Origin of the sequence: Sphingobium phenoxybenzoativorans (assembly GCF_018286635.1) — a bacterium.
GTDB classification, from domain to species: Bacteria; Pseudomonadota; Alphaproteobacteria; order Sphingomonadales; family Sphingomonadaceae; genus Sphingobium; species Sphingobium phenoxybenzoativorans.
Window position 1 is genome coordinate 100,414 of the sequence record NZ_CP073910.1, and the last position, 23,739, is coordinate 124,152.

General features: G+C 65.5%; 19 protein-coding genes and 1 tRNA gene. 6 read left to right on the top strand and 14 right to left on the bottom strand.

The genetic code is table 11. The annotated features are described in order from the left end of the window. Positions 1–8: 8 nt before the first annotated feature. On the top strand, positions 9–791 hold the full coding sequence (locus KFK14_RS00515; RefSeq protein ID WP_212609493.1) for a citryl-CoA lyase: 783 nt from the start codon (positions 9–11) through the stop codon (positions 789–791). Positions 792–1,050: 259 nt separating this feature from the next. Here KFK14_RS00515 and KFK14_RS00520 read toward each other — a convergent pair whose 3' ends face one another. Both KFK14_RS00520 and KFK14_RS00525 read right to left on the bottom strand, forming a co-directional pair. After that, complete coding sequence (locus tag KFK14_RS00520; RefSeq protein ID WP_246524787.1) at positions 1,051–1,497, bottom strand: hypothetical protein; 447 nt, start codon at positions 1,495–1,497, stop codon at positions 1,051–1,053. 115 nt (positions 1,498–1,612) lie between these two features. Further along, positions 1,613–1,688, bottom strand: a tRNA-Thr gene (locus tag KFK14_RS00525). Positions 1,689–1,914: 226 nt separating this feature from the next. Between KFK14_RS00525 and KFK14_RS00530 the strand changes: the two genes are divergently transcribed. Beyond that, positions 1,915–3,192 carry a PAS domain-containing protein gene (locus KFK14_RS00530; protein WP_212609494.1) on the top strand — a complete coding sequence of 426 codons (1,278 nt, stop codon included), beginning with the start codon at positions 1,915–1,917 and terminating at the stop codon, positions 3,190–3,192. A 144-nt stretch (positions 3,193–3,336) separates the two neighbouring features. After that, positions 3,337–7,986, top strand: a complete 4,650-nt coding sequence (locus tag KFK14_RS00535) for an NAD-glutamate dehydrogenase (protein ID WP_212609495.1) — start codon at positions 3,337–3,339, stop codon at positions 7,984–7,986. Positions 7,987–8,145: 159 nt separating this feature from the next. On the opposite strand, the gene KFK14_RS00540 is transcribed toward KFK14_RS00535, so the two are convergent. Next, positions 8,146–8,805, bottom strand: a complete 660-nt coding sequence (locus KFK14_RS00540; RefSeq protein ID WP_212609496.1) for a L,D-transpeptidase family protein — start codon at positions 8,803–8,805, stop codon at positions 8,146–8,148. Positions 8,806–9,020: 215 nt separating this feature from the next. On the opposite strand from KFK14_RS00540, the gene KFK14_RS00545 reads away from it, so the two are divergent. Continuing rightward, positions 9,021–9,515 (top strand): flavin reductase family protein, encoded by a 495-nt coding sequence (locus KFK14_RS00545; RefSeq protein ID WP_070155589.1) that lies wholly within the window; start codon positions 9,021–9,023, stop codon positions 9,513–9,515. A gap of 3 nt (positions 9,516–9,518) precedes the next feature. Here the strand turns inward: KFK14_RS00545 and KFK14_RS00550 are convergent, their stop codons facing one another. The 7 genes from KFK14_RS00550 to KFK14_RS00580 all read right to left on the bottom strand — a co-directional run bounded on the left by KFK14_RS00550 (position 9,519) and on the right by KFK14_RS00580 (position 17,108). Further along, positions 9,519–10,607, bottom strand: a complete 1,089-nt coding sequence (locus KFK14_RS00550; protein ID WP_212609497.1) for an NAD(P)/FAD-dependent oxidoreductase — start codon at positions 10,605–10,607, stop codon at positions 9,519–9,521. After that, positions 10,586–11,281, bottom strand: coding sequence for a methyltransferase domain-containing protein (locus KFK14_RS00555; protein ID WP_212610954.1), 696 nt, complete (start codon positions 11,279–11,281; stop codon positions 10,586–10,588). Before KFK14_RS00555 ends, KFK14_RS00550 begins: the two co-directional genes overlap by 22 nt. Continuing rightward, entirely contained in the window at positions 11,281–12,357 is a 1,077-nt protein-coding gene (locus KFK14_RS00560) for a type III polyketide synthase (protein WP_425516647.1), read from the bottom strand. Before KFK14_RS00560 ends, KFK14_RS00555 begins: the two co-directional genes overlap by 1 nt. Before the next feature lie 119 nt (positions 12,358–12,476). Continuing rightward, positions 12,477–13,502 carry a DNA polymerase III subunit delta gene (holA, locus tag KFK14_RS00565; protein WP_212609498.1) on the bottom strand — a complete coding sequence of 342 codons (1,026 nt, stop codon included), beginning with the start codon at positions 13,500–13,502 and terminating at the stop codon, positions 12,477–12,479. Continuing rightward, positions 13,499–14,026, bottom strand: coding sequence for an LPS assembly lipoprotein LptE (gene lptE / locus KFK14_RS00570; RefSeq protein ID WP_212609499.1), 528 nt, complete (start codon positions 14,024–14,026; stop codon positions 13,499–13,501). Before lptE ends, holA begins: the two co-directional genes overlap by 4 nt. Continuing rightward, complete coding sequence (gene leuS, locus KFK14_RS00575) at positions 14,023–16,611, bottom strand: leucine--tRNA ligase (protein WP_212609500.1); 2,589 nt, start codon at positions 16,609–16,611, stop codon at positions 14,023–14,025. The genes lptE and leuS overlap by 4 nt, the downstream gene beginning before the upstream one ends. 44 nt (positions 16,612–16,655) lie before the next feature. Next, complete coding sequence (locus KFK14_RS00580; RefSeq protein WP_212609501.1) at positions 16,656–17,108, bottom strand: DUF3576 domain-containing protein; 453 nt, start codon at positions 17,106–17,108, stop codon at positions 16,656–16,658. A 322-nt stretch (positions 17,109–17,430) separates the two neighbouring features. On the opposite strand from KFK14_RS00580, the gene KFK14_RS00585 reads away from it, so the two are divergent. Further along, positions 17,431–18,141: a hypothetical protein gene (locus KFK14_RS00585; RefSeq protein ID WP_246524789.1), complete on the top strand. Its 711-nt coding sequence runs from the start codon at positions 17,431–17,433 to the stop codon at positions 18,139–18,141. Between the two features lie 8 nt (positions 18,142–18,149). Here KFK14_RS00585 and KFK14_RS00590 read toward each other — a convergent pair whose 3' ends face one another. Continuing rightward, complete coding sequence (locus KFK14_RS00590) at positions 18,150–18,764, bottom strand: thiamine phosphate synthase (protein WP_425516648.1); 615 nt, start codon at positions 18,762–18,764, stop codon at positions 18,150–18,152. Between KFK14_RS00590 and KFK14_RS00595 the strand changes: the two genes are divergently transcribed. Further along, positions 18,763–19,464 carry a YggS family pyridoxal phosphate-dependent enzyme gene (locus tag KFK14_RS00595; RefSeq protein WP_212609502.1) on the top strand — a complete coding sequence of 234 codons (702 nt, stop codon included), beginning with the start codon at positions 18,763–18,765 and terminating at the stop codon, positions 19,462–19,464. The genes KFK14_RS00590 and KFK14_RS00595 overlap by 2 nt on opposite strands. Before the next feature lie 125 nt (positions 19,465–19,589). Here KFK14_RS00595 and KFK14_RS00600 read toward each other — a convergent pair whose 3' ends face one another. From KFK14_RS00600 to KFK14_RS00610, 3 genes are all read right to left on the bottom strand, one after another. Next, a complete protein-coding gene (locus KFK14_RS00600) occupies positions 19,590–22,370 on the bottom strand; it encodes a TonB-dependent receptor (protein WP_212609503.1) in 2,781 nt (926 codons plus the stop codon). Positions 22,371–22,535: 165 nt separating this feature from the next. Then, a complete protein-coding gene (gene pdeM, locus KFK14_RS00605) occupies positions 22,536–23,198 on the bottom strand; it encodes a ligase-associated DNA damage response endonuclease PdeM (protein ID WP_212609504.1) in 663 nt (220 codons plus the stop codon). 63 nt (positions 23,199–23,261) lie between these two features. After that, positions 23,262–23,702, bottom strand: a complete 441-nt coding sequence (locus tag KFK14_RS00610) for a hypothetical protein (RefSeq protein ID WP_212609505.1) — start codon at positions 23,700–23,702, stop codon at positions 23,262–23,264. Positions 23,703–23,739: the final 37 nt, after the last annotated feature.

Below are 23,739 nucleotides of genomic sequence, written 5' to 3' on the forward strand. Positions count from 1 at the left end.
ACCGCGCCATGCGCATCGGCAAACAGGATAATGCTTATACCTCCATCACAAAGTCCGACGCGGCCAGCATCACCGTGCGCGGGATGGACCTGGCGAGCGAGGTGATCGGGCAGCTCGACTTCACCCATTATTTCTGGATGCTGGTAACCGGCCAGGCGCCGACGGAGACGCAGAAATTCTTCGCCAACGCCGTGCTGTGCGCCATCGCCGAACATGGCCTGGTGCCCAGCGTCGCCGTGGCGCGCATGACGATCGCCGCCGCGCCGGAGGCTTTTCAGGGGGCGGTGGCCGCCGGTCTGTTGGGGTGCGGATCGGTCGTCCTGGGCAGCGCGGAGACCGCCGGGAAATTCCTGGCCAGCCAGATCGCAGCGATGGAGCGGGACGGCCTTTCCAGCGCAGAGGCGGCGCGGGCGGGCGTAGCGGCGCTCCGGGCCAACCGGCAGGCGATACCGGGCATGGGCCATCCCGAACATTCCGCGGGCGACCCGCGCGCGAACCGCTTGCTGGCGCTGGCGCGGGAACATGGCGTCGAGGGACCGCATATCGCCATGCTCTACGCCGTCCGGGACGTTCTGCCGGACATTCTGGGCCGTTCGCTGCCGATCAACGTCAATGGCGCGATCCCAGCAGTGATGCTGGACGTCGGCTTTCCGCTGGCGGCTCTCAAGGGCATTTCCCTGCTCGCCCGGACGGCCAGCCTGATCGGCCATCTGCAGGAGGAGGCGGAGCGCCCCATCGGCTTCATGATGGCCGGTGCGGCCGCCGACCGGATAGAATTTAGCGAGAGCTAGAGGAAGGTCCGGCTGCTGCGCGCGGCGGCAGACGCCTGGCTGCGTTTGCGGCATAGGATGCGAAGCGGGAGCCATGGCGCGCAGGGGCGCAGGAGGGGTGCCGCACCCTCAGAGATCGCGCGTTTCCATGCTGATGTGACGCCGTGGCGGGCAAAGACGGGCGTCCACAGCATGGGAGACCTCCATCTATCGCCGTTGATTGGGCGTCGCCGCCACTCCGGGCGCACCGCTTGGCTCAGGCCGGCTGCGCTCCCGGCGTTCAATCCCGCGCATCGCGCAGCGCGTCCAACTCGGCCAGCCTGACCGGGTCGCCTTCCGCGAGCGTTTCTTCGAGAAAGAAGTCATACGCGATATTGCGCACCAGCTTCTGTGACTCACCACTATATTCCGGCGCGATTTCCGTAAAAGCATCGACCAGTTCCCGAAGAAAGCCTCTGTCCAGCGCATCGAGACGGCTCCCCAAAAATTCCATCATCTCCACAGCCGCATCAGGATCGAGAATTTCGTCGTCAGTTAGGTCGAGAAACAATATGAAGTCGGCAATAATCCGTGCAATCTGTGTGACAATCATGGCTTCACCACCCTGACTTTGATGTTGGTGACTTTCACCCGTCTGAGCATCTTCAGAGCTGCGATCTTTTGCTTTTCGTCCGGAACCTCCCATGTTCCGATGAGGCGATGTTGCGCCAGCGCTTCGGACTGCCATGCGGCGTAGCCCCCTCTGTTCGGTGAGAACATTTGAGGAACATTTTCCTGCAAGTCAAACCGAACAACCGCCACGATGGACGATCATCCGCCTAGGTATCTGGCTTTCGGAAAAATGGTGCCGCTTACAGGACTCGAACCTGTGACCCCCGCATTACGAATGCGATGCTCTACCAACTGAGCTAAAGCGGCGCCGGGCCGGCCGGGTGGGCCGGGCCTGAAGCGGCGCGCTTACCAGCACATCTGGGCGCTGACAAGACAGGACCTTGGACGGGACCCTGGCCATGACCCTGAACGGCGCCCCGGCCGATGCCCGCCGCCCGCCCGCCCCGGCCACATATTTACGACATGTTTACCATCGCCATGCCATTCATCGGCCCGAAAGCCATCAAAGCAGCCAGTTGGGACAAGGCGGGACATGGATACTCTGCGGGGACGCGACATCGCCAACGACCATGATGAGGTCGATTACGCCGTCGAGGATCCGGCGATCGAAGCGCCGCCGGAGATCGGCAGCGACGAGCGCCGCATGCATGTGCGCGCCTATAATTATTGGGCTTCGCTGCTTGGCGACCGGGCATTGCCGTCGATCGAGGACCTGAATCCGTCGGATATCGAGGATTTCGGGCCGCACAGCGTATTGCTGGACTTCACCGTGGGCGTGGACGACCCGGCCGTTGCCTATCTGGGCGGCGCGCTGCGGCGCGAGTGCGAGATTGAGAGGCATATCGACCATATCAGCGAAGTGCCCTCCCGCTCGCTGCTGTCGCGACTCACCGACCATTATCTGCAGATCCTGGCCAATGCCGCGCCGATCGGATTCGAGGCGGAGTTCATCAACCAGCGCGGGGCGGAAATCGTCTATCGCGGCATATTGATGCCTTTCTCCTCCGATGGGGATACGATCGATTTCATCTACGGCGTCATCAACTGGAAAGAGATGGCCAGCCGCGACCTGACCGACGCGCTGGTCGAGGAAGTCGACCAGGCATTGCGCAGCGCGCCGCAGTCGATCGGCACCCGGCCCATATGGGCGGATGGCCCGTCCGGCGAATCGTCGCGCATGGCCGAATTCGGTGATGAGCGGATGGACAGCCTGGACGATGATGCCGGCCTGGCCGACCGTCTGGCGCTGGCCCGCGATTTCGCGCAGGAGGCCGGCAACAGCGACGCGCGCACCCGGTCCGCCCTGTATCGCGCCATCGGCCTGGCCCATGATTTCGCGCTCGCCACCCGCGACGCGCCGGAAGATTATGCCGAGATGCTGGAGGATGCCGGTATTGCTGTGCAGGCGCGCAGCCCGATGACGGCGGTGATCAAGCTGATTTTTGGTGTGGATTACGACAAGACGCGCGTCACTGAATATGCAACGATTCTGGATTATGCGCAGGGCATGATGATGCCGGCCGGAAGCCTGGCCGACCATCTGGAAGCCTATATTGGCGGCATCAAGGGTCTGGTGCGCGACGTGCGCGCATCGCGCCGCCCCGAACCGGCGGCAAAGGCCGATCCGGCGATCGAGGCGCGCGCGAAGCTGCGTGTCGCGCCCGCCATCGCGCCCGCGGCGCTGCCCGTCGATGCGGACGGGCTGGCCGTCGTCGTGGCGCGGCGGGAGGCCGATGGCTCCGTCAGCATCGTCGCGGCGTTGCCGGACGGCGCGAAGCTGACGCAACAGGTGATCGCCGCCACCGCCTGATGTCCCGCGCCGATGTCCGCCATCGTCACGCGCTATTATTTTATTGCAGCAGAATGAAACTTTCTTTCCAGAAAGAGGTTGAGCCTCGCCAGTGAGCGGGGCTATAGAGAGCCGCGACAGGCCGAACGAAAACGAGGTGAGGCAATGACGATGCTGGCGGAACCCGGTGTGGCAACCGTGAGGGACGCGCTGCGCGTCGCACTGGCGCAGGGTGCGCTCCCCGAAGAAATCGAAGGTTTCGACGAAGGCGCGACGGAACGCGCCGCCGCCTTCCTTTCCGACACCGCCGCCGTGCGGAAACCCGGCGCCCCGACGATCGCGCTGGAAACCCTGGGCGAAGGCGCGCGCGAACGCTTCATGCGGATTGCGCTGATCAATGACGACATGCCGTTTCTGGTGGATTCGATCGCCAATACGCTGGCCGCCGCCAACATCACCATATACCGCCTGATCCACCCGGTCCTGTCGGTCGAGCGCGACGCGGACGGCGCATTGACCGCCATATTGGAGGCCGACGCGCCGGGCGCGCGCCGCGAGTCGATGATCTATATCGAGGCCGAGCGGGCGGACGCGAAAACCCGCCGTGCGCTGGAGCAGGACCTGACCAAGACGCTGGCGCATGTCCGCGCCGCCGTGGCCGACTGGCCCAAGCTGCAGGAAGCGATGCGCACCGACGCCGACGCGCTGCAGGATCAGGAAAGCGCCGCACTGCTGCGCTGGTTCCTGACCAAGAATCTGACCCAGACCGGCCATGAAATCCGCCGCCGCGACGGCAAGGCGGAGGGCAAGGCGGGCATCTGCACCCTGCCCGGCGAGGAATTGCTGGCCAAGGCGACGATCGAGGCCGCGTTCGACTGGTTCGAAAAGGGCGGCCGGGTGCCGCTGATCATCAAGTCCAACCGGCTGTCCCGCATCCATCGCAGCGTGCTGGTCGATCTGATCATCCTGCCGGTGCGTGAGGGCAAGGAGATCACGGCCCTGTCGATCCATGCCGGTATGTGGACGAGCCAGGCGCTGTCCGCCGCGCCGGACAAGATTCCCGTGCTGCGCTCCGCCCTGCTGGCGCTGATGGAAAAGACCGGATTCGACCCAGCCGGTCATGCGGGCAAGGCGCTGGTCCATGCGTTGACCGCCCTGCCCCACGATGTGCTGATCGGTTTCGACCGCGAGGCGCTGGAGCGGCTGACGCTGACCTTCATGTCGCTGGCCGACCGGCCGCGCCCGAAACTGGCGCTGGCGACGGATGCGCTGGCCCGGCACCTCTATGCCTTCGTCTGGCTGCCGCGCGATGAAGTAACGACCGCCCGCCGCGTCAGTGTGCAGCACATGCTGGCGCAGGCCGCGAACGCCACGGTGCTGAGCTGGTCGATCGCGCTGGAGGAAGGCGGCCTGGCCCTCCTGCGCATCACGCTGGACCTGCGCGACGGCGGCGTCGTGCCGGATGACGAGGCGCTCGACCGCCAGTTGAAGGAAATGGTGCGCGGATGGGTCCCCGCCGTCGAGGCCGCGCTGGCCACCATCGAGGAACCGGGGCGCGCAGCCGCCCTCGCCCAGCGCTACGCCAACGCCCTGCCCGCCAATTACCGCAACGGCGCAGGCCCGGAAGAAGCGGCGCTGGATATCTCCGAACTGTATCGCCTGGCGGGCGGGAATGATCGCAGCGTTAGGCTGTATCGCAATGCGGAAGATGGCGCGGCCCGCCTGCGCCTGAAGCTCTACAGCTCCGAACCGGTCGCGCTGTCCGAGGCCGTGCCTACGTTCGAGAATTTCGGCTTCCGCGCGATCGACGAAATCACCACGCCGGTCGAGGGCGGCGCGCAGGGCTATATCCAGCGCTTCGTCCTGGACCTGCAGGGCGGCGGCGACGCGGCGGCGGTGATCGCGCGCGCCGACATCGTGCGGGAGGCCGTTGCGCAGGTGCTGGAAGGGGCGGCGGAGAACGACCGGTTCAACGAACTGATCGTCACTGCCGGGCTGGACCCGCAGGCGGTGATCCTGTTCCGCGCGCTGTTCCGCTATCTGCGCCAGACCGGCCTGACCTACGGCATGAACACCGTCGCCGACACGCTGCGGCGGGAACGCGGGATTACGCATGCGCTGGTGTCTTTATTCTCCGCGCTGCACGATTCCGGCGTGACGGACGGCGAGAAGCTTGCCGTCGAGGCCAGCGAGACGATCAATGAGGGGCTGGAGAAGGTCACCGCGATCGACGAGGATCGCATCCTGCGCCTGTTCCGCGCCGTCATCACCGCGACGCTGCGCACCAATTTCTTCGTGCCCGCCGGACAGGAAGCGCTGGCGTTCAAGCTGGACAGCGCAAAGGTCCCCGGCCTGCCCGCGCCGCTGCCCTGGCGCGAAATCTGGGTCTATTCCCCGCGCGTCGAGGGCATCCACCTGCGCGCCGGGCCGGTGGCGCGCGGCGGCCTGCGCTGGTCCGACCGGCGCGACGATTTCCGCACCGAAGTCTTGGGACTGATGAAGGCGCAGCGGGTCAAGAACGCCGTCATCGTGCCGACCGGCGCGAAGGGCGGCTTCTATCCCAAGCAACTGCCCAATCCCCAGACCGACCGGGACGGTTGGATGGCGGAGGGCACGGAAAGCTACCGCATCTTCATCCGCGCGCTGCTGTCGGTCACAGACAATCTGGTGTCGGGCAAGGTCAAGCATCCCGCCCATGTCGTGATCCGCGACGGCGACGACCCCTATTTCGTCGTTGCCGCCGACAAGGGCACGGCGACCTTCTCCGACGTCGCCAACGCCATCGCGCTAGACCGGAAATTCTGGCTGGGCGACGCCTTCGCATCCGGCGGATCGAACGGATATGACCATAAGGCGATGGGCATCACCGCCAAGGGCGCGTGGATTTCCGTGCAGCGGCACTTCGCCGAAATGGGCGTCGACGTGCAAAAGGAGCCAGTGCGCGTCGTCGGGTGCGGCGACATGTCGGGCGACGTGTTCGGCAATGGCATGCTGCTGAGCAAGGCGATCAAGCTGGTCGCGGCGTTCGACCATCGCCACATCTTCTTCGACCCCGATCCCGACACGGCGGCGGCGTGGAAGGAGCGCAGCCGCATGTTCGCCCTGCCCCGCTCAAGCTGGGACGACTATGACAAGGCGCTGATCTCCAAGGGCGGCGGCGTATTCCCGCGCAGTTTGAAAAGCATCACCCTGACGCCGGAAATCCAGGCGATCCTGGGCACGAGCGAGACGGAGATGGAGCCTGCCGCGGTCATCTCCGCCATATTGAAATCGCCCAATGACCTGCTGTGGTTCGGCGGTATCGGCACCTATGTAAAGGCGGCGGCGCAAAGCCATGGCGAAGTCGGCGATCCCGCCAATGACCGGCTGCGCGTCAATGCCGAGGATCTGAAGGTCAAGGTGATCGGCGAGGGCGCGAACCTGGGCGTGACGCAGGCGGGACGCATCGCCTTCGCGCTGGACGGCGGCCGGATCAACACCGACTTCATCGACAATAGCGCGGGCGTCGATTGTTCCGACAATGAAGTGAACATCAAGATCGCGCTGAACAAGGAGATGACCGAGGGCCGGCTGAGCTTCGAGGATCGCAACGCATTGCTGGTCAGCATGACCGATGCGGTGGCGGAACTGGTGCTGGAGGATAACCGGTTGCAGGCGCTGGGCCTGTCCATCGCCGAGTCCGGCGGCGCGACTGACCTCGCCAGCTATGTCCGCCTGATGGAGACGTTCGAGGAGCATGGCCGTCTGGATCGTGTGGTCGAGGGGCTGGGCACCAACGAGCAACTGTTGCGGCGCGGACAGGACGGCAAGGGGCTGACGCGGCCGGAACTCGCGGTGCTGCTGTCCACCGCCAAGCTGGCGCTGCAGGATGCGATCGAAAAGAGCGAGATCGGCGCCGACGAAAGCATGGGCGGTGAACTGGCCCAGGCCTTCCCGCCAGCCATGCAGGCCAGCGAAGCCGACGCCATCGCCCACCACCAGTTGCGGAGCGAGATCATCGCGACGAAACTGGCGAACCGCATCATCAACCGGCTCGGCCTGATCCACCCGTTCGAACTGGCGGAGGAAGAAGGTTGTTCGCTGTCCGACCTGACCAGCGCGTTCGTCATCGCCGAAAGGCTCTATGGCGTGCGGAAGCTGTGGGACGATATCGATGCGACGGCGATGTCCGAAGGCGCGCGGCTGGCACTGTTCGGCCATATCGCGACCGGCATGCGCGCGCAGATCGCCGACATGCTGCGCAGCCTGCCCACCGGCACATTGCCGCAGGCGGGTGTCGCCGCGCTGGCGCCGGGCGTCGGGAAGCTGGCGTCGCAGGTCGATTCGCTGCTGACCGACGAAGCGCTGCGCCGCAGCCGCTTCATCATCGATGATCTGACAGCGCTTGGCGCGCCTGCGGAACTGGTCGAACGGTCAGTGACGCTGTTCAAGATGGACGGGGCGATCGGCCTCGCCAATCTGGCGCTGAAGCTGAAGGTTGACGAGATCGACATCACCCGCGCCTTCACCCGGCTGGGCGAGGCGGTGGGCATCGACTGGGTGCAGTCGGCCGCCGCGCGCATGGAACCGAGCGATCCGTGGGAGCGCCTGCTGATTTCCGGCGTGGCGCGGGACATGCAGCAGGTGCGGCTGGACTTTCTGGCCGGAACGCGCGGCACGGACGTCAGCGCCTATATCGATAGCTGGCTGGAGCGGCAGACGCCCCGGATCACGCAGTTCCGTGCGCTCATCAAGCGGGCGAAGCAGGCGGCGGCCCCGAATGTCGCGATGCTGGCGGAACTGGCCGGGCAGGCGCGCGGGTTGCTGGCGCGGTAGGTTCGTCCTGGCCTGTTTCAAACGCGGCGTGCTCCGGCGAAAGCAGGAGACTGGTTGCTAGGTCTGAACTAGGCTCCTGCGTTGACTTCGCCGCCCTTCGGGTCGCAGGAGCGCGTCTGCCTAAGCTGGCCGGACTGCAGGCGTATTAAGCCGCTGGTTTCAGGCCGCCGGTTTCAGGCCGCCCGTGTCCATCATCTTGCCGTTGGTGACGATCACCCGGTCGCCAAGCTTCGCTTGCGCAAACAGGAGCGCGGCGAATTTGGTCGGCACGCCGATGCAGCCATGCGTCGCCGAGCCAAGCTCCACGTCGCTGCCGTGGATGGCGACGCCATCATCGGTGAGGCGCAGCATATAGGGCATGGGCGCATCATAGAGGTTGGACCAGTGATCGGCGTCCTTCTGCGTGATCGGGAAGGTGCCGAGCGGCGTCATCATATTGTCCGCGCCATAGAGGATGACCGCCGCGCCAATCTCATAGCCGCCGCGAAACACGGACAGCGTCTGCGCCGCGAGGTCAACCGTGATGACGATGGGACCTGCGGGCACGCCCTTGTCATCCCAGACATAATCGCCGTGACGGAACGGACCGGTGATCGGCAGGATGCGTTTCACGACAAGGGGATTATTGTCCGCGGCCGTGGCGGCGACCCCGCCCGGTTCGACCGGCGCGGCAATTTTCTGAACGGGCGCGGCGCGCGGGGATTGCACGGCCTTCGCCGGAGTCGCCACGGGCGCGTCAGCGGAAAGCGCGTTCACGCCCCAGAGGCCCGCAGCCATCAGCAACGGCAATCCAAGCTTGAGACCCGTGGCAATATTCATGTCCCGAAAATCCTGCGACGCACCAAGTCCCCCGGCCGCCATCGCGCAAAAAGCTTTCCAAAACCACTATAGTATCAACGCTGTACCGGACCGGGACATTGGCGGAACGGCGATCTGCGCCATTTTGTAAAGGCAGCGTTGCGCCCTTCTCACTTGCGTATCGAACATATTTGATGCAGCCGCATACATAATAACAGCCGCATCAGAGGACCTGCATGTCGATTTCCCCGCAAGAGTTCCGGCACATTCTGGGCCATTATCCAACCGGCGTATGCGTCGTCACCGCCGTACAGGAAGATGGCAAGCGGATCGGCATGGCGGTCGGGTCCTTCACATCGGTATCGCTCAACCCGCCGCTGGTGGCCTTTTTCCCGGACAAGGGGTCGAGCAGTTGGCCGAAGATCGAAAAGACCGGCAAATTCTGCGTCAATGTGCTGGCGGACGATCAGGAATGGGTGTGCCGCCGCTTTGCGTCCAAGGCCGAGGACAAGTTTGAGGATATCAGCCACCGCCTGTCCGATGATGGCCAGCCGATCATCGACGATGTTGTCGCCTGGATCGATTGTTCGCTGCATCAGGTGCATGAGGCGGGCGACCATTTCATCGTGCTGGGCGAAGTGAACGCCATGTCGACGGAACGGGACGTCCACCCGCTGCTGTTCCTGCGCGGCGGCTATGGCCAGTTCATGCCCGCGCTGGAGAAGCAATAAGGGTCAGATCCGGGTGAGCCGCGCCATCAGCGCTGCGGTTCCGGGCACTGACGCGATCAATGCCGCGGGCAGTGCGGCGAGGGCGGGACGCGCGGCCAGCGCCTTCAGCAGCCCGGCCATCGCCAGCGGACGGCGGGCCGCGCGCGCAAACTGGCGCTGATATGCCGCCGCCCCCTCCGGTCCCTGCGAAAGCCAATGGCGGACGGCCAGATCCGCGCTGGCCAGCGCGATGCCGATCCCCTCACCCGCAAGGGAAGGAATGACGGCGGCCTGATCGCCAAGCCGGAATATGCCGGGTCCGCTCGACCGGGCGCGCCAGCCATAGGGCACATGGCCGATCGCGTCGAAGCGGGTTGCGGCATCGAAACCGGCAAGGCGATCCGCCAGCGCGGGCGCGGCATCGGCAAGCTGGGTCATCAGCGTCGCGGGATCGCCCCCGGCCTCCGCGAGACGGCTTTTGCGGACGGCGAGGCAGGCATTGGCCGACCCATCCTCCTGCAGCACGAGGCCCAGATAGCCCCGATCGAACAGGTGCAGCTCGATCCGGTCCGCGATCAGACGGGCGCTTTGCGATGCGGGTGGCAGGCGGCAGCGCAATCCGAGTTCGGGGTCGGGTGACGCTGCATCCTTGGGCCGGGCAAGGCCGCGCAGGTCATGCTTGCCGGTCGCGAGGAACAGGGTTTCGCAGGATAATCGCTCTCCGCTGACCAACGTGAGCGCCCTGCCCTCCGCCGAGCGGATGGCGACGCGCCGTACTTCCGCACCCTGCGCCGCCGCTCTGGCGAGCAATGCCGAATCCAGCCGCCGCCGGGAGAGGCCAAGCGCCGGTCCGGGCAGGGTCAGGACATGTTCGCGACCGCCCAGGAACAGCGCAAGACGGCTGACGGCATGTCCGCCCAGCGCGGGCGCGTCGATGCCCAGATGACCGAGGCGATCCAATGTCGCCCAACTGAGAAACCCGCCGCAAATGGCGTCCCCCGTCCCGTCGCCCTTTTCCAAGAGGGTCGCCCGAACGCCCGCGCGCGCCAGGGCGATGGCCGCCGCCGCCCCGGCCGGGCCGCCGCCGGCGATCAGCGGCGGCGTTCGACGCACAGCCGGAACGGGAATAGGCGGCGGACCTGCGCGACATCAGCGAGACCGGTGTCGTCCAACATCGCCCGCCACTCAGGCGGACGGAAGCTGCGCGCGATGGAAAGCTGGCCATCCTGCCGGACGATCCGGTGCACGCAGAGCATCCGGGCAAGCAGCGGAAAGCCATGATAGGCAAAGGCGTGGCGGTGCAGGTCGTTCACGAACCAGCCGCGCCGGGCATAACGCTCCTGAAAGAGCAGGAAATCCCGCCGTTCGCCATCATCCATATGATGGGCGACGAGGCTCGACACGATGAAATCCCACGGTTCGTCCGAGAGCGCCCGATAGTCGCCAGTACGATATGCGATCGCCGCTCCGGCCGGGTGCCGCGCCTTCGCCACCGCCTCGCTCTTGGGATTGAGATCGATGCCGGTGAGGGTGCAGGCGACGCCATGTTTCTGCGCCCAGCGCCATATCGCGCGCAGCATGCCGCCGTCGCCATAGCCCACGTCCAGCAGGCGGAACGGCGCGCGCACTGCCCCGGCGCGGGCGAGGAAGTTCAGGGTTGGCCGCATCGCCAGGGTGGCGACATTCACCCGCGCGAGGCCCGCCAGCACCTGCGCATAGTCGGCGGGCGGCAGGTCGGCGGCGTCCATCTGCTCCTCCTCCTGCGCGCGGATGGACAGGTCGCGCATCATGACGCCGCCGAAAAAGCGAAGCCCTCGGCCGCGACGCCGGGGCCGAAGGCAAGCGCCATGCCCCGGCGCGGGGGCGCGGCCATCATGCGGTCCAGCACGAACATCAGGGTCGCGGAGGACATGTTACCGAAGGCGTCGAGGATTGCGCGGCTGTCCGCCAGCGCATCGGGAGCGAGACCGAGGCCATGCTCCACCGCATCGAGGATTGACCGGCCGCCGGCATGCACCGCCCAGGCGTCGACATGTTCGGGCGGCGTCGGGAACAGGGTGGCGCGGGTCTGCGGATCACCCAGCGCGGCCGTGATCGCGCCGGGCACTTCGCCGGAAAGATGCATGGCGAAGCCATGATCGCCGATTTCCCATCGGATGAGACCGGCGCTGTCCGGCAGGGTGGTGGCGAAGGGCTGGCCGATCTCAAGACCGGACGCTTCGCCCGTCACCAGCGCGGCCGCCGCGCCGTCGCCGAACTGGAGCAGGGCCAGCAGCGGTTCGATGGCGTCGGCGGCCTGCAGATGGAGCGAGGATAGCTCCACACAGACGACAAGCACGCGGGCGTCCGGTTCGGATCGGACGATATGGCGCGCGCTGCGCAGCGCCGCGACGGCGGCGTAACAGCCCATATAGCCGACCAGCAGCCGCTCCACCGACGCGCCCAGCGAGAAACGCCCGGCAAGAAGTTGGTCGATGCCCGGCGCGACGAAGCCGGTGCAGCTCGCGACGACAAGATGGGTGACGCCGTCAAGCGATGCCCTGGCGGCCAGCGCCTCCACCGCCTGCCCCGCAAGGCCGGGCGCAAGCGCTTCATACATCTGCATGCGCGCCGCCGTGCCGGGCCATGCGCCCGCATAAAAGCCGCCGGATTCAATGGGAGAGCCGCCATCGGCCGTGGGCGCGAGAACCGACCAGCGGTGGCGAATGCCGCTGCGCGCGGCCATGCGGGCGAACAGTTTCCGGTCGCGTTCCTCCGCCAGACGGCCAGCCGCCCAGTCGATAAAGGCGGCGTGGATGTCATGGCCGGGAACGGCGGTCCCGATGGCGTTGATAAAGGCGGATGGCAGGGCGATGGCGTGCACCTTTCAGGCGTTCCCGGCCATCGGCGGTCAGAGCGTCCGGCTTATGACATACGAACAGTCCAGAGCGGCTGTCGATCCCCTGAAAACGCCGCCGCGCCTGTCGATAAGACGTTTGCGCTTTATCTTTCCCGTGCCGCCTGCCGCGCAATGGCCAGCAATTCGTGCGTCACCAGCACGTCGCCCGCATTGCGGCTGGACCGGCTGGCGCGTTCTGCGGCGCTGAGGCGGCGGATGGCGCGGGCGATGCCGGGCGCGTCCCACAGCTTCACCTGCCGCTGCACCGCCGACTTGTCCTTCCAGAACACAGCCTTTCCGGCCGACTCCACGGCGGCGTCCAGACGGCCGGAACGGTCATATTCCCCCCGGATCGTGGCGAGCAGGATCGCGCGATTTTGAAGCGGGCGCAGGACCGCGCCCATATTCGTGCCGACAGCGCCAAGCGCGGCAAGCTGCTGCCGCATGACCTTCAGGTCGCCGCCCAGCACGGCGTTGACCAGCACGCCCATATCCTCCTCCTGCGCGCTGGCGGACAGGGCGTTGAACGCCTCCATCGTCGCCTCCACCGGGCGGTCGGGCGCGGCGTCGAGATACAGGCTCAGCTTTTCGATCTCGCCCGCCATCAGCGCGCGGTCGCCGCCCGTCATTTCGCTGATCCGCCGGGCAAGCTCCTGCGGCAGACGCAGGCCGCCGTCGCGGGCGATGGCGATGGCGATCTGGTCCGCGTCGCGCCCGTCCGGCACATAGCTGATGCAGGCCATCGCCGCCCTGCTGTCCTGCGCCAGCTTGACGATCTTGGCCGTGGCCTTCAGCGGGCCGCCGAGCGCGACCACGGGATTGCCCGCCTGCTCCGCCTCCAGCAGCGCCTCGAACGCGGGCAGCGCCTCATCGCCCACGGGCATGACGCGAATCCACCGCTTGTCGCCGAACATGGAGAAGGAGGCCGCCTCATCCGCCAGCCGGGCGGGGTCCGCCTTCAGCGTCGCGCCGTCGAGGTCGATCCGCTCCGCGTCCGGCCCCATGGCGCGCTCCAGCCGCTTGGCGAGCGCCGCGCTGCCCGCTTCATCGGGGCCGTAGAGGAGGAAAAGGCGGATGTCGCCGCCCGGTGCGTCCAGCGCCTTTTCGGCCTGGCTGCGGTTCGCCTTCATGGCGCGGCGGGCGCGGCCCGCTTGCTATCCTGCATCGCGAACAGGGCGAGGCGCGAAATGATCTGATCGGCGATGGTCTGCGACAGGCGCTCCAGCCCGGTATCTTCCGCGGCGATGGTCGCATATTCGCTGCTGACCACGTCGATGCCGACATCGGACCCGGCGGTGTCGTCCAGAACCTGCGTTCCGGTGGCGCCGTCGATCAACTGATAGCGCGCGCGCAGGGTGCGGCGTTCGCGGGTGATCGTATCGTCGGTGCGGACGCCGAAGCCCTGAATATTGTCATCCAACTTTATGACCAGACGATAAGCCGGACCCGCGCCGCCATTGATCGCCGCCAATTTGTCGTTGAGCGCATTGCGCACCAGCCAGCCCGCCTTGCCCTCGATCGGCGCAACCTCGACATGCCCGATCGCCTTCGCCACCGCGCCGTTGCTGCCATTGCTGTAAACCGGGCGCAGGCCGCAGCCCGACAACAGCGCCGCAAAGGCGATGGTGAAAGCGAGGGTGTTACGGCGCGTCATAGGACCAGATTGACCAATCGATCCGGGACCACAATCACTTTCTTCGGTGTCGCGCCATCCAACGTGCGCAGCACATTCGGGGCGGCGAGGGCCAGCGCCTCCAACTGATCCTTCGCCGTGCCCTTCGGCACGGTGATGGTGTCGCGCAATTTGCCCATCACCTGCACGGCGACGGTCACCTCATCCTCGACCAGCAGCGCCGGATCAACGGCGGGCCATGCAGCGTCGGCGATCAGGCCTTCCTGCCCCATCAGTTCCCACGCTTCCTCGGCCAGATGCGGCGTCATCGGCGCGACCAGCAGAGCCAGCGTGCGGATGGCGGCGGAGCGCGACGCGGACGGCGCGGCCTTCTCGACCGTGTTGGTCAGCTCGTAAATCTTCGCGACCGCCTTGTTGAAGGCCAGTGCCTCGATGTCGCGGGCGATGCCATCAATGGTCTGGTGCAGCTTGCGGTCGACCGCCTTGTCGTCGCCGGTCGCCGCCACGTCCATCTGCCCGAACAAGCGCCACAGCCGATTGACGAAGCGCCATGACCCCTCAATGCCGCTTTCGGTCCAGGGCAGGTCGCGTTCCGGCGGGGAGTCGGACAGCATGAACCAGCGCACCGCGTCCGCGCCATATTGGTCGATGATGTCATCGGGATCGACGACATTCTTCTTCGACTTGGACATCTTCTCGACACGGCCGGCGGTGACCGGCTGGCCGCTTTCGATGTGAATCCAGTCGTCGCCGGTCTTTTTCACTTCCTGCGGCGAGAGCCAGCTTCCGTCGCCTGCCTTGTACGTCTCGTGCGTCACCATGCCCTGCGTGAACAGGCCGGTGAAGGGTTCGGCGATGTCGAGCATGCCGATATGCTTGAGCGCGCGGGTCCAGAAGCGAGCGTAGAGCAGGTGCAGGATCGCATGTTCGACGCCGCCGATATACTGGCCGACCGGCATCCATTTTTCGACCGTTGCGCGGTCGAACGGCTTGTCCGAAGGCTGGCTGGCGAAGCGGATGAAGTACCAGCTTGAATCGACGAAGGTGTCGAGCGTGTCGGTCTCGCGCCGGGCGGGCTTGCCGCAGGTGGGGCAATCGACATGCTTCCATGTGGGATGCCGGTCCAGCGGGTTGCCGGGGATGTCGAAGCTGATGTCCTCTGGCAGCACGACAGGGAGTTGCGCCTTTGGCACGCCAACCGGGCCGCATGTATCGCAATGGATGATCGGGATCGGCGTGCCCCAGTAACGCTGGCGCGAGACGCCCCAGTCACGCAGACGCCAGACGGTGGTGCCCTGCCCCCAGCCTTCCGCCTCGGCGCGTTTGATCACCTCTGCCTTGGCCTGCTCCACGGTCATGCCGTCGAGGAAGCGCGAGTTCACGAGTTTGCCGGGGCCAGTATAGGCCTCGTCATGGATCGGCTTGTCCGCGTCTCCTTCCGCCGCGACGACGCGCTCGGCGGGCAGCATATATTTGCGGGCGAAGTCGAGGTCGCGCTGGTCGTGCGCGGGCACACCCATGACCGCGCCGGTGCCATAGTCCATCAGCACGAAATTGGCGACGAACAGCGGCAGCTTCCATGTTGGATCGAAGGGATGGACGACTGACAGGCCGGTGTCGAACCCCTTCTTCTCCTGCGTTTCCACCTCGGCCGCGGCAGTGCCGGTCTGGCGGCATTCGTCCGCGAAGGCGGCGAGCGCTGCATTGTCCTTCGCCAGCGCCAGCGCGATCGGATGATCGGCGGCGATCGCGGCGAAGCTGGCGCCGAAGATGGTGTCGGGGCGGGTGGAGAACACCTCCAGCCGTTGCGCGATCAGTGTCTCGACTTCGCTCGACACGAACGGATGTTGGTTAGTGTCCCCTGCCCCGTTCGTTCCGAGCGCAGTCGAGGGACCCTCCACGGCAAAGCTGAACTGCAACCCCATCGACTTGCCGATCCAGTTTTCCTGCATCAGCTTCACTTTGTCCGGCCACTGGTCGAGCGTCGAAAGGCCGTCCAGCAGTTCGTCGGCGAAGTCGGTGATCTTGAGGAACCACTGGCTGAGCTTGCGCTTTTCGACCGGCGCGCCGGAGCGCCAGCCCTTGCCGTCGATCACCTGCTCATTGGCGAGCACGGTCATGTCGACCGGGTCCCAGTTGACCGCGCTTTCTTTGCGATAGACGAGGCCGGCGGCATAGAGGTCGAGGAACAGCGCCTGTTCCTGCCCGTAATAATCGGGCTCGCAGGTGGCGAGTTCGCGGCTCCAGTCGAGCGCGAAACCCAGCTTCTTGAGCTGCGCGCGCATGGAGGCGATGTTGGAGCGGGTCCAGTCGCCCGGATGCACCTTCTTTTCCATCGCCGCATTTTCGGCGGGCATGCCGAAAGCGTCCCAGCCCATCGGGTGCAGCACCTCATGCCCCGTCATCCGGCGGAAGCGCGCGAGCACGTCACCCATCGAATAGTTGCGGACATGGCCGATATGGATGCGCCCCGACGGATAGGGGAACATCTCCAGCACATAGGACCGGGGCTTGCCGCTGTCGTCCGATGCGCGGAAACTCTGCTTCTCTTCCCAGACCTTCTGCCAGCGGGCATCGGCCTCAAGCGGGTTGAAGCGGCTTTGCATGCGTTACTCCAATATGGACGGGCGGCGCGGTCGCCGCCTCCAGATCAACCGGCGCCGATGGCCGAGCGGCGCAGGTCGCGCGCCTTGGACAGGATGATTTCCTCAAGTTTCTGCACCGTCGCGGCCTGAACCGGGGCGTCGACCCACTGGCCGTTCTGGTTCACCTGACGGCTGGCCGCGACGGCCAGCGCATCCGCGCGCAGGTCCTGATCGAGAATCGAGACGGTCAGCTTCATCCGCTCGCCGGGCGAGTTCGGATTGGCGTACCAGTCGGTGACGATGACGCCGCCGTTGGAATCGGTCTGCACCAGCGGCATGAAGGAGAGGGTTTCGAGCGTCGCGCGCCACAGATAGCTGTTCACGCCGATCTGCGTGACCTTCGACGCGGCGAAGTCGGCCTTGGGCCGCTCGCGCTTGGACCCGCAGGCGCCCAGAGGCAGGACAGCGGCAACGGCAAGTGCGGCGATGGCGAAACGGGAAAGGGACCGGCGGGACATGACGCATCCTTGATGCTTTTGGGGCAGAACGGGCATCTATAGTGGTCCCGCGTCAATCGGCAAGCCCGCGTTTGGCGGAGGAGTCGTCTCCGTTATCGGCCTGTCGCCAGCCCGGCCCCGCCTTATCTCCGGCCCGGCTGCGCGATCTTTCCAGTCCCGCGCCCAACATAAACGATAATTTTCTGTGTGATGGATGCAACAATCCAACCCGAAAGCGATTCCATGCACTAGCCAATCGCCGCGCGTTGGTGATAAGGCCAACCCAAAGAGAATCCAGGGACGAGACTCGGTTTTTAGAGCTATGGGCAGGACGGCGACATATATGGCATTGGGTGGCGCGGCTTTCGCGGCGCTCGGCCTTGCCCTCTCCCCGGCTATCGGCTCGGTCTCCAGCCTGCTTTCCATGCGCGCCGACAACCCGGTTTCGCTGGTGTCGCTGGGCAGCATTTCCTCCTTCACGCCGACCACCAAGGACCCGCGCCTTGCCGCCGCCTATGCCAAGGCGGCGCTGAGCGGCAATCATCTGAGCTTCCGCTTCACGCCGACCAGCGGGTCGATGAGCGGCCGCCGGTCGATCACCGTGCTGGTCCGCGCGGGCGAAAAGGGCGGCGTCAATGTCGCCCGCACCCTGCCCGCCGTCGGCATCACGCCGGTCGCGTTCAACCTGGACGTGTCGCGCGGCTGGCGCAAGTTCGCCCTGCCCGACAGCATGGGCCGCAAGCAGCTTGATCCGGTCGCTGTGGAAACATTGAGCAGCGGCGCCAAGGGCTTCGCGCTTGAGCAGCAGAAAAAGACCCGGTTCAGCACCAATGTCTTGGTCGACACCAAGCGCGACATGAGCGCGACTCCGGCGACGCTTGCCGGGGACAAGACCTATTCGGTCGATCTGGGCAGCTCCTATTCGCTGACCCGCAACCTGAACGTCACCGCAGGCATCCGCTATCGCGGCGGCCCGGCTGCGCGGCTTGCCCCGCTGACGGATGACAGGCAGGACAATCAGGCCGTCTATCTGGGCACGATCTTCAAATTCTGACCTGATGTCTACCGGGTCAGCGCATCGATCGCCGCCCATCCCCATATTCCGGACGATTTGAGCGAAGCGGCGCGCGGCCGGTTCATGCCGCCTAACGCAATGACGGGAATGCGCGCCTGACGGGCGAGCAGGGCGAAGCGGACGCGGCCCAATGCCGGTGCGCCGGGATGCGAGCGAGTCGGAAAGACCGGCGAGACGAACAGCAGGTCCGCCCCCGCCCCTTGCGCGGCATGCAGTTCCCTGGCGTCATGCGCGGGCGCGCTGTGCAGGAGCCGCCGTGCCGCGCCGCCCCGCCTCCTTCCCCGGCCCTCCTCCAAGCCCCCAGTCTGCCTCCCTGCCCTTTCATGCCATCCGTCCGCATGCCATGCGGCCGCTAATTGCGTGCCGCCAGCGAGGATAAGGCGCAGGCCCCGCCGCCGCGTCATCGCCCGGACCTGATCGTACAAGGCCCTGCGCGCCCCGGCGTTCAGGCCGTAATGGCGGAAGATCACCCCCGCCCCGCGCGGCAGCCGGGCAATCGCGGTCAACAGCGCGGCATCGCCCACCCGCTCGTCCGTCATCAGCCAGAGGCGGGGAATATTGCGGTGGCGGGCGGTCATCGGCCCGTTTATAGCACCCGCCATGACTGCGCCTAGCCAACTCTCCGACACGGAATCCTCAGAAGCCGCCGGCCGCCTTGCGAAAGTGCGGGAGGGCATCGGCCGGGCCGCCGCCCTCGCCGGGCGCAAGGGCGATGACGTGACGCTGATCGCCATATCCAAGACGCATGACGCCGCCGCGATCGCGCCGCTGATCGCCGCCGGGCATCGCGCGTTCGGGGAGAACCGGGTGCAGGAAGCGCAGGGGAAATGGCCGCAACTGCGCGAGGCAACGCCGGGGATAGAGCTGCATCTGGTGGGGCAGCTTCAGTCGAACAAGGCGGCGGACGCGGTGGCGCTGTTCGATGTCATTCACGGGCTGGACCGCCCTTCCCTCGTCACCGCGCTGGCGAAAGCGATGAACGCGGCGGACAGACGCATTCCCTGCTTCATCCAGGTCAATATCGGCGCGGAGGAGCAGAAGGGCGGGTGCGCGATCGCCGATGTCCCTGCCCTGCTGGCGCAGGCGCGCGACGCGGGAATAGAGGTCCCCGGCCTGATGTGCGTGCCGCCCGCCGATCTGGAACCCGCGCCCTATTTCGCGCTGCTGGCGAAGATGGCGCGGGACAACGGACTGACCGGCCTGTCGATGGGCATGTCCGGCGATTATGAAACGGCGGTCATGCTGGGCGCGACGCATGTGCGGGTGGGAACCGCCCTGTTCGGCGGGCGGCCGCCTTTGTGATGCGCATACGGGCTGACTGACGGTCCCTATCCTCGTTCGGGCTGAGCCTGTCGAAGCCCTGTCCTACTTCAAAGAGAAGGACAGTCCTTCGACAGGCTCAGGACGAACGGAGGAAAGGTAAATTCTTAGAACCGCCCGCGCAGGGTGATGCCGTAGGTGCGCGGTTCGGCCAGATAGGATGTGATGAGCTGGTTCGCCATCGTCGTGGTGCCGATGCCGAGCTGGCCGATGGTCGAATTGGCCGGGCTGCTGCTCTGCAGGGGCGCGCTGAAGGCGACCTGCTGGTAATTCTGGTTGAAGATATTCTGACCCCAGAATTCGACCGCCCATTTCTGTTCCGGCCCGCGGATGCCGATGCGGGCGTTGACGACGGCGAAGCTATCCTGCGCCTTTTCCGGGAACAGGTCGGACCCGGTGTTGAAATCGCTGGTCATGCGGCCGTCGACATAGACGAGGCCGGAGAGGCCGCTCGATCCCAGTTCCGGCGTCCAGGCCATGCTGGCGGTGGTGACGATTTCCGGCGCGTTGGAATTGATGCTGCCGGGCAGCAGGAACAGCGCCGGGTCAAGCGGCACTGAACCGTCGCCGCTGCCGACCAGCCGGTTAGCGAATTTCGCGCGGGCGTAGGTCAGGCCGCCGGTGACGGTGAAGTTGCGCACCGGCGAGGCGGTCAGCTCCAGTTCGACGCCCTGGCTGATCAGGCCGGGCTTCACATCGCTATTGTCGCAGGTCCGCGTGGCGCTGAGCGCGCTGCCGCAGCCATTGATATTCTGCACGACGAAGCTGGTGCCATTGAAGGTGTTGAGCTGGAAGTTGGAAAATTCCTGGCGGAAGGCGGCGATATTGGCGCTCCAGTGGCGCTGGCTGAACTTCAGGCCAAGCTCATAGGCGTTGACCTTCTCCGCCGCGAAGCGAAGCGAGGATGCGTCCGCGTTCGTCCGGGGCGAGAATACGGCCGGGACGGGATTGAGGCCCGTGCTGCCCAGTTCGAACCTGTCGAGATTATAACCGCCCGCCTTATAGCCGCGCGAATAGCTGGCGTAGAGCAGCAGGTCGTCGGTCGCCTTGTAGGAAAGGACGCCGGTGCCGGAGAACTCGCCATCCTTGAAGCCGTCCTGCAGGTCCAGCGCGTTGAGCGCCGGGCTGCCATTGCCGAGGCACCCCAGGGTCAGGATGCCCTGCGCCAGCGACGCGCCGGCGCCGAAGGCCGGGTTGGTCGCAACGTCATACAGATCGTTGGGCGCGCCGGGGCGGCGAACCTGCAGCGCCGAACAGACGGCATTGTCATTGTTCAGATCGGCCGAGAAACGCTTGCGTTCATGCGTGTAGCGGACGCCCACGGTCAGATCGAGGCGATCAGTGATGTGGAAGATATTGTGCGTGAACAGCGCCCAGTTGGTGCTTTTTTGGAAATAGCGGGAGTCGACGTCGCCCGCATTGCGGATCGACGAGAGCGCATCCAGCCCCGGCACCAGCAGCGGGGCGAGCGCGCCAAGCTGCGCCGTGACCGCCGCCCGCGCCGTGGGGGTCATGCAGCCGGGTGACGCGGGATTGAGCAGTCCGGCGGCGAGCAAGGGCGATTGCGTGTTCGCGGTGCCCGCCAGCAGGCGGCAGGCGGCGAAGGGGCCATAATCATTGCCGAAGCGGATATTGTCGCGCAGCGTCAGCTTCTCATTGGCGTAATAGCCGCCGATCAGCCAGTCGAGCTTGTCGCCAAAGGCCGAACCCTGCAGCCGCAATTCCTGCGTGAAGGTCTTGAACTGGCGGAAGGTGCCGGGATCGCGATAGAGAAGGTCGGCGGTGTTATAGTCATAATCGCCATAATCCTGCGACTTGTAATCGCGATAGGCGGTGATGCTGGTCAGCTTCGCGCCGCCGAAATCATAATTGATCTCGCCCGAAACGCCCCAGTCCTTGAGCTTGCTGACATAATCGCGGCCTGGCGTGATCGACAGGTTGCGGCTGAAGGGATCGCCCGGATTGGGGAAGAAGCCGCCCTGCCGCTGCAGGATGGTGGCGATGCGGTTGGAGGGGTTGAGCGTGTAATTATTGGGGGCCGTGCCGACCTTTTCGCCGGTGTCGATATAGGCCGCGCCGCAGCAGCTTTCGTCGCGATTGGTGTAATCGCCGATGATGCGGACGGAGAGGGCGTCCGTCGGTTCGAACAGCGCCTGCCCGCGCAGGAAATAGCGGTTGCGGTCGTTGGTGTCGCCGACCTTGTTGCCGCTGGTGTCGACCAGATCGTAAAAGCCGTCGCGCTTTGAATATACGCCGTCGAGGCTGAGGGCCAGGCTGTCAGTGATCGGCCCGGTCACGCGGCCCGAAAGCCGCCAGAAATCATAATTGCCATAGGTGACTTCGCCATTGGCGTGGAAATTAAACTCCGGCTTCTTGCTGACGATGTTGAGCAGACCGGCCGAGGCGTTGCGGCCGAACAGCGTGCCCTGCGGACCGCGCAGCACCTCGACACGCTCAATCTCGCCCAGTTCGTTGAGGCCAGCGCCGGTGCGGGAGCGGTATACGCCGTCGATGAACACCGCGACCGAGCTTTCGAGGCCCGGATTGTCGCCAACCGTGCCGATGCCGCGGATGCGGGCGGAGCCGTTCGCCTCGCTGCCCGTGGAGGAGACGAGCAGGGACGGGGCGAGCTGGTTAAGCTGGCGGATGTCGCTGGCGCCGCTGTTCTGCAGCGACTGGGCGGTGACCGCCGACACGGCGATGGGGACATCCGACAGCGGGCTGGCGCGGCGGGTCGCCGTGACGATGATGTCATTGCTGGCCATATCGTCCTCGGCCGCCTGCGGCGCTTGCTCAGCGCCGGCCTGCTCCTGCGCATGGAGGGGAAGGGCGACCGCGATTGCGAACATGGCTGCGCCGGTCGACAGCGACCGTAGACCCGTTTTCATGATGCATCTCTCCTGTTGCGCATCCTTTCCGGATGCGTCGATTGTTTCGAAGGATAAGCGAAATCTGGGACGACAATCAAAGGGAAGTGGCGGATTTCTGCGGTTGTGCGCCACTTCTGCAACAGTCCGGCGGCAGCGGATGAAGCGTCCGGCTTTTCCGTAACGTCAAGCGTCGAGGGGAAAACGGAGCAAACGGCCGGAAACGGGCACAAGCGCCTCTGCGCGGGCGCCCACCGCCTTGCGAATCGCGTCATGGCCCGCATCCAGACCTCCCGTCAGCGCCCCGAACGCAGGCATCACCAGTTTCCCCGGCCCACGCACGAAGCAGCGGCGCGACACATTGCGCCCGCGCAACGACAAACGCAGTTTCGGGTGAAAGTGTCCCGATACCTCTGGTCTGGAGTCAGTTGGGTCCGCTTCATGCCGCAGGATCACCCCGTCCACCTGCGCCTCCACAACGATCCGCCCGCCCATCTCCGGATCCAGCCCGGCATCGTGATTGCCGGTGACCCAGGTCCAGTCGACCGCCTGCGTCAGCGCAGCGATCCGCGCCCGGACATCGGCGGGCAGCCGGGCCGCGCCGCCCTTGTCATGGAAACTGTCGCCCAGGCACCAGACCTCCCGCGCGCCGGTCGCGGCGACCAGCGCCTCAACCGCATCGAGGGTCGCCGCGCTGTCATAAGGCGGCAGCATCTGGCCAAGCCGCGCAAACCAGCTCGCCTTTTCGAAATGCAGGTCGGCCAGCAGCAGCGCGCGCCGCGAGGGCCAGAAAAGCGCGGCCTGCGGCAAGGCGATAAAGTCATGGCCAGCGAACGAAAGGGGAACCATGGACCCGCTATGCGCCGTCCCTGAATCCGGATCAACGATTTTGGAGAGGATTTTTGGCTTTACCTAGCACCAAGTACGAACCTGATCCTCAAAACCAAAATAGCCATATGTCCATCCCGCACCGGTCTTGATCATTTCAAATTCCCAGCGCGTCACCATGTTGCGGTGCTGAACCACATAATATTCTTTCACGAAAAAGGAGCCGAGCCGCTGGCTTTCCACCAATTCGAAGCCCGAAACCGGACCATAGAGATCAAGCGCCCCTTGGACTTGAGTGGTTATCTGGGTTTGTTCAGTGGTACGTCCGGCCATGAGGGGTGATGATGTCATGAGCGTTGTGACGGCTTCCGCTCCCTTGCCTGCTTTGAGCAGGTTAAGCACTTGATCGGATTTCGCCTCTGCTTCAGGGACCCGTTCGAGAGTTTGAGCACATCCGGCAAAGGCTGGTTGAACAAAAGACGCCGTTAAAAGAAGCAGCGTACCTATTGTTGCAATTATCCTCATTGAAGCCCCCTATGACTAGAATGATGATGATGACCGA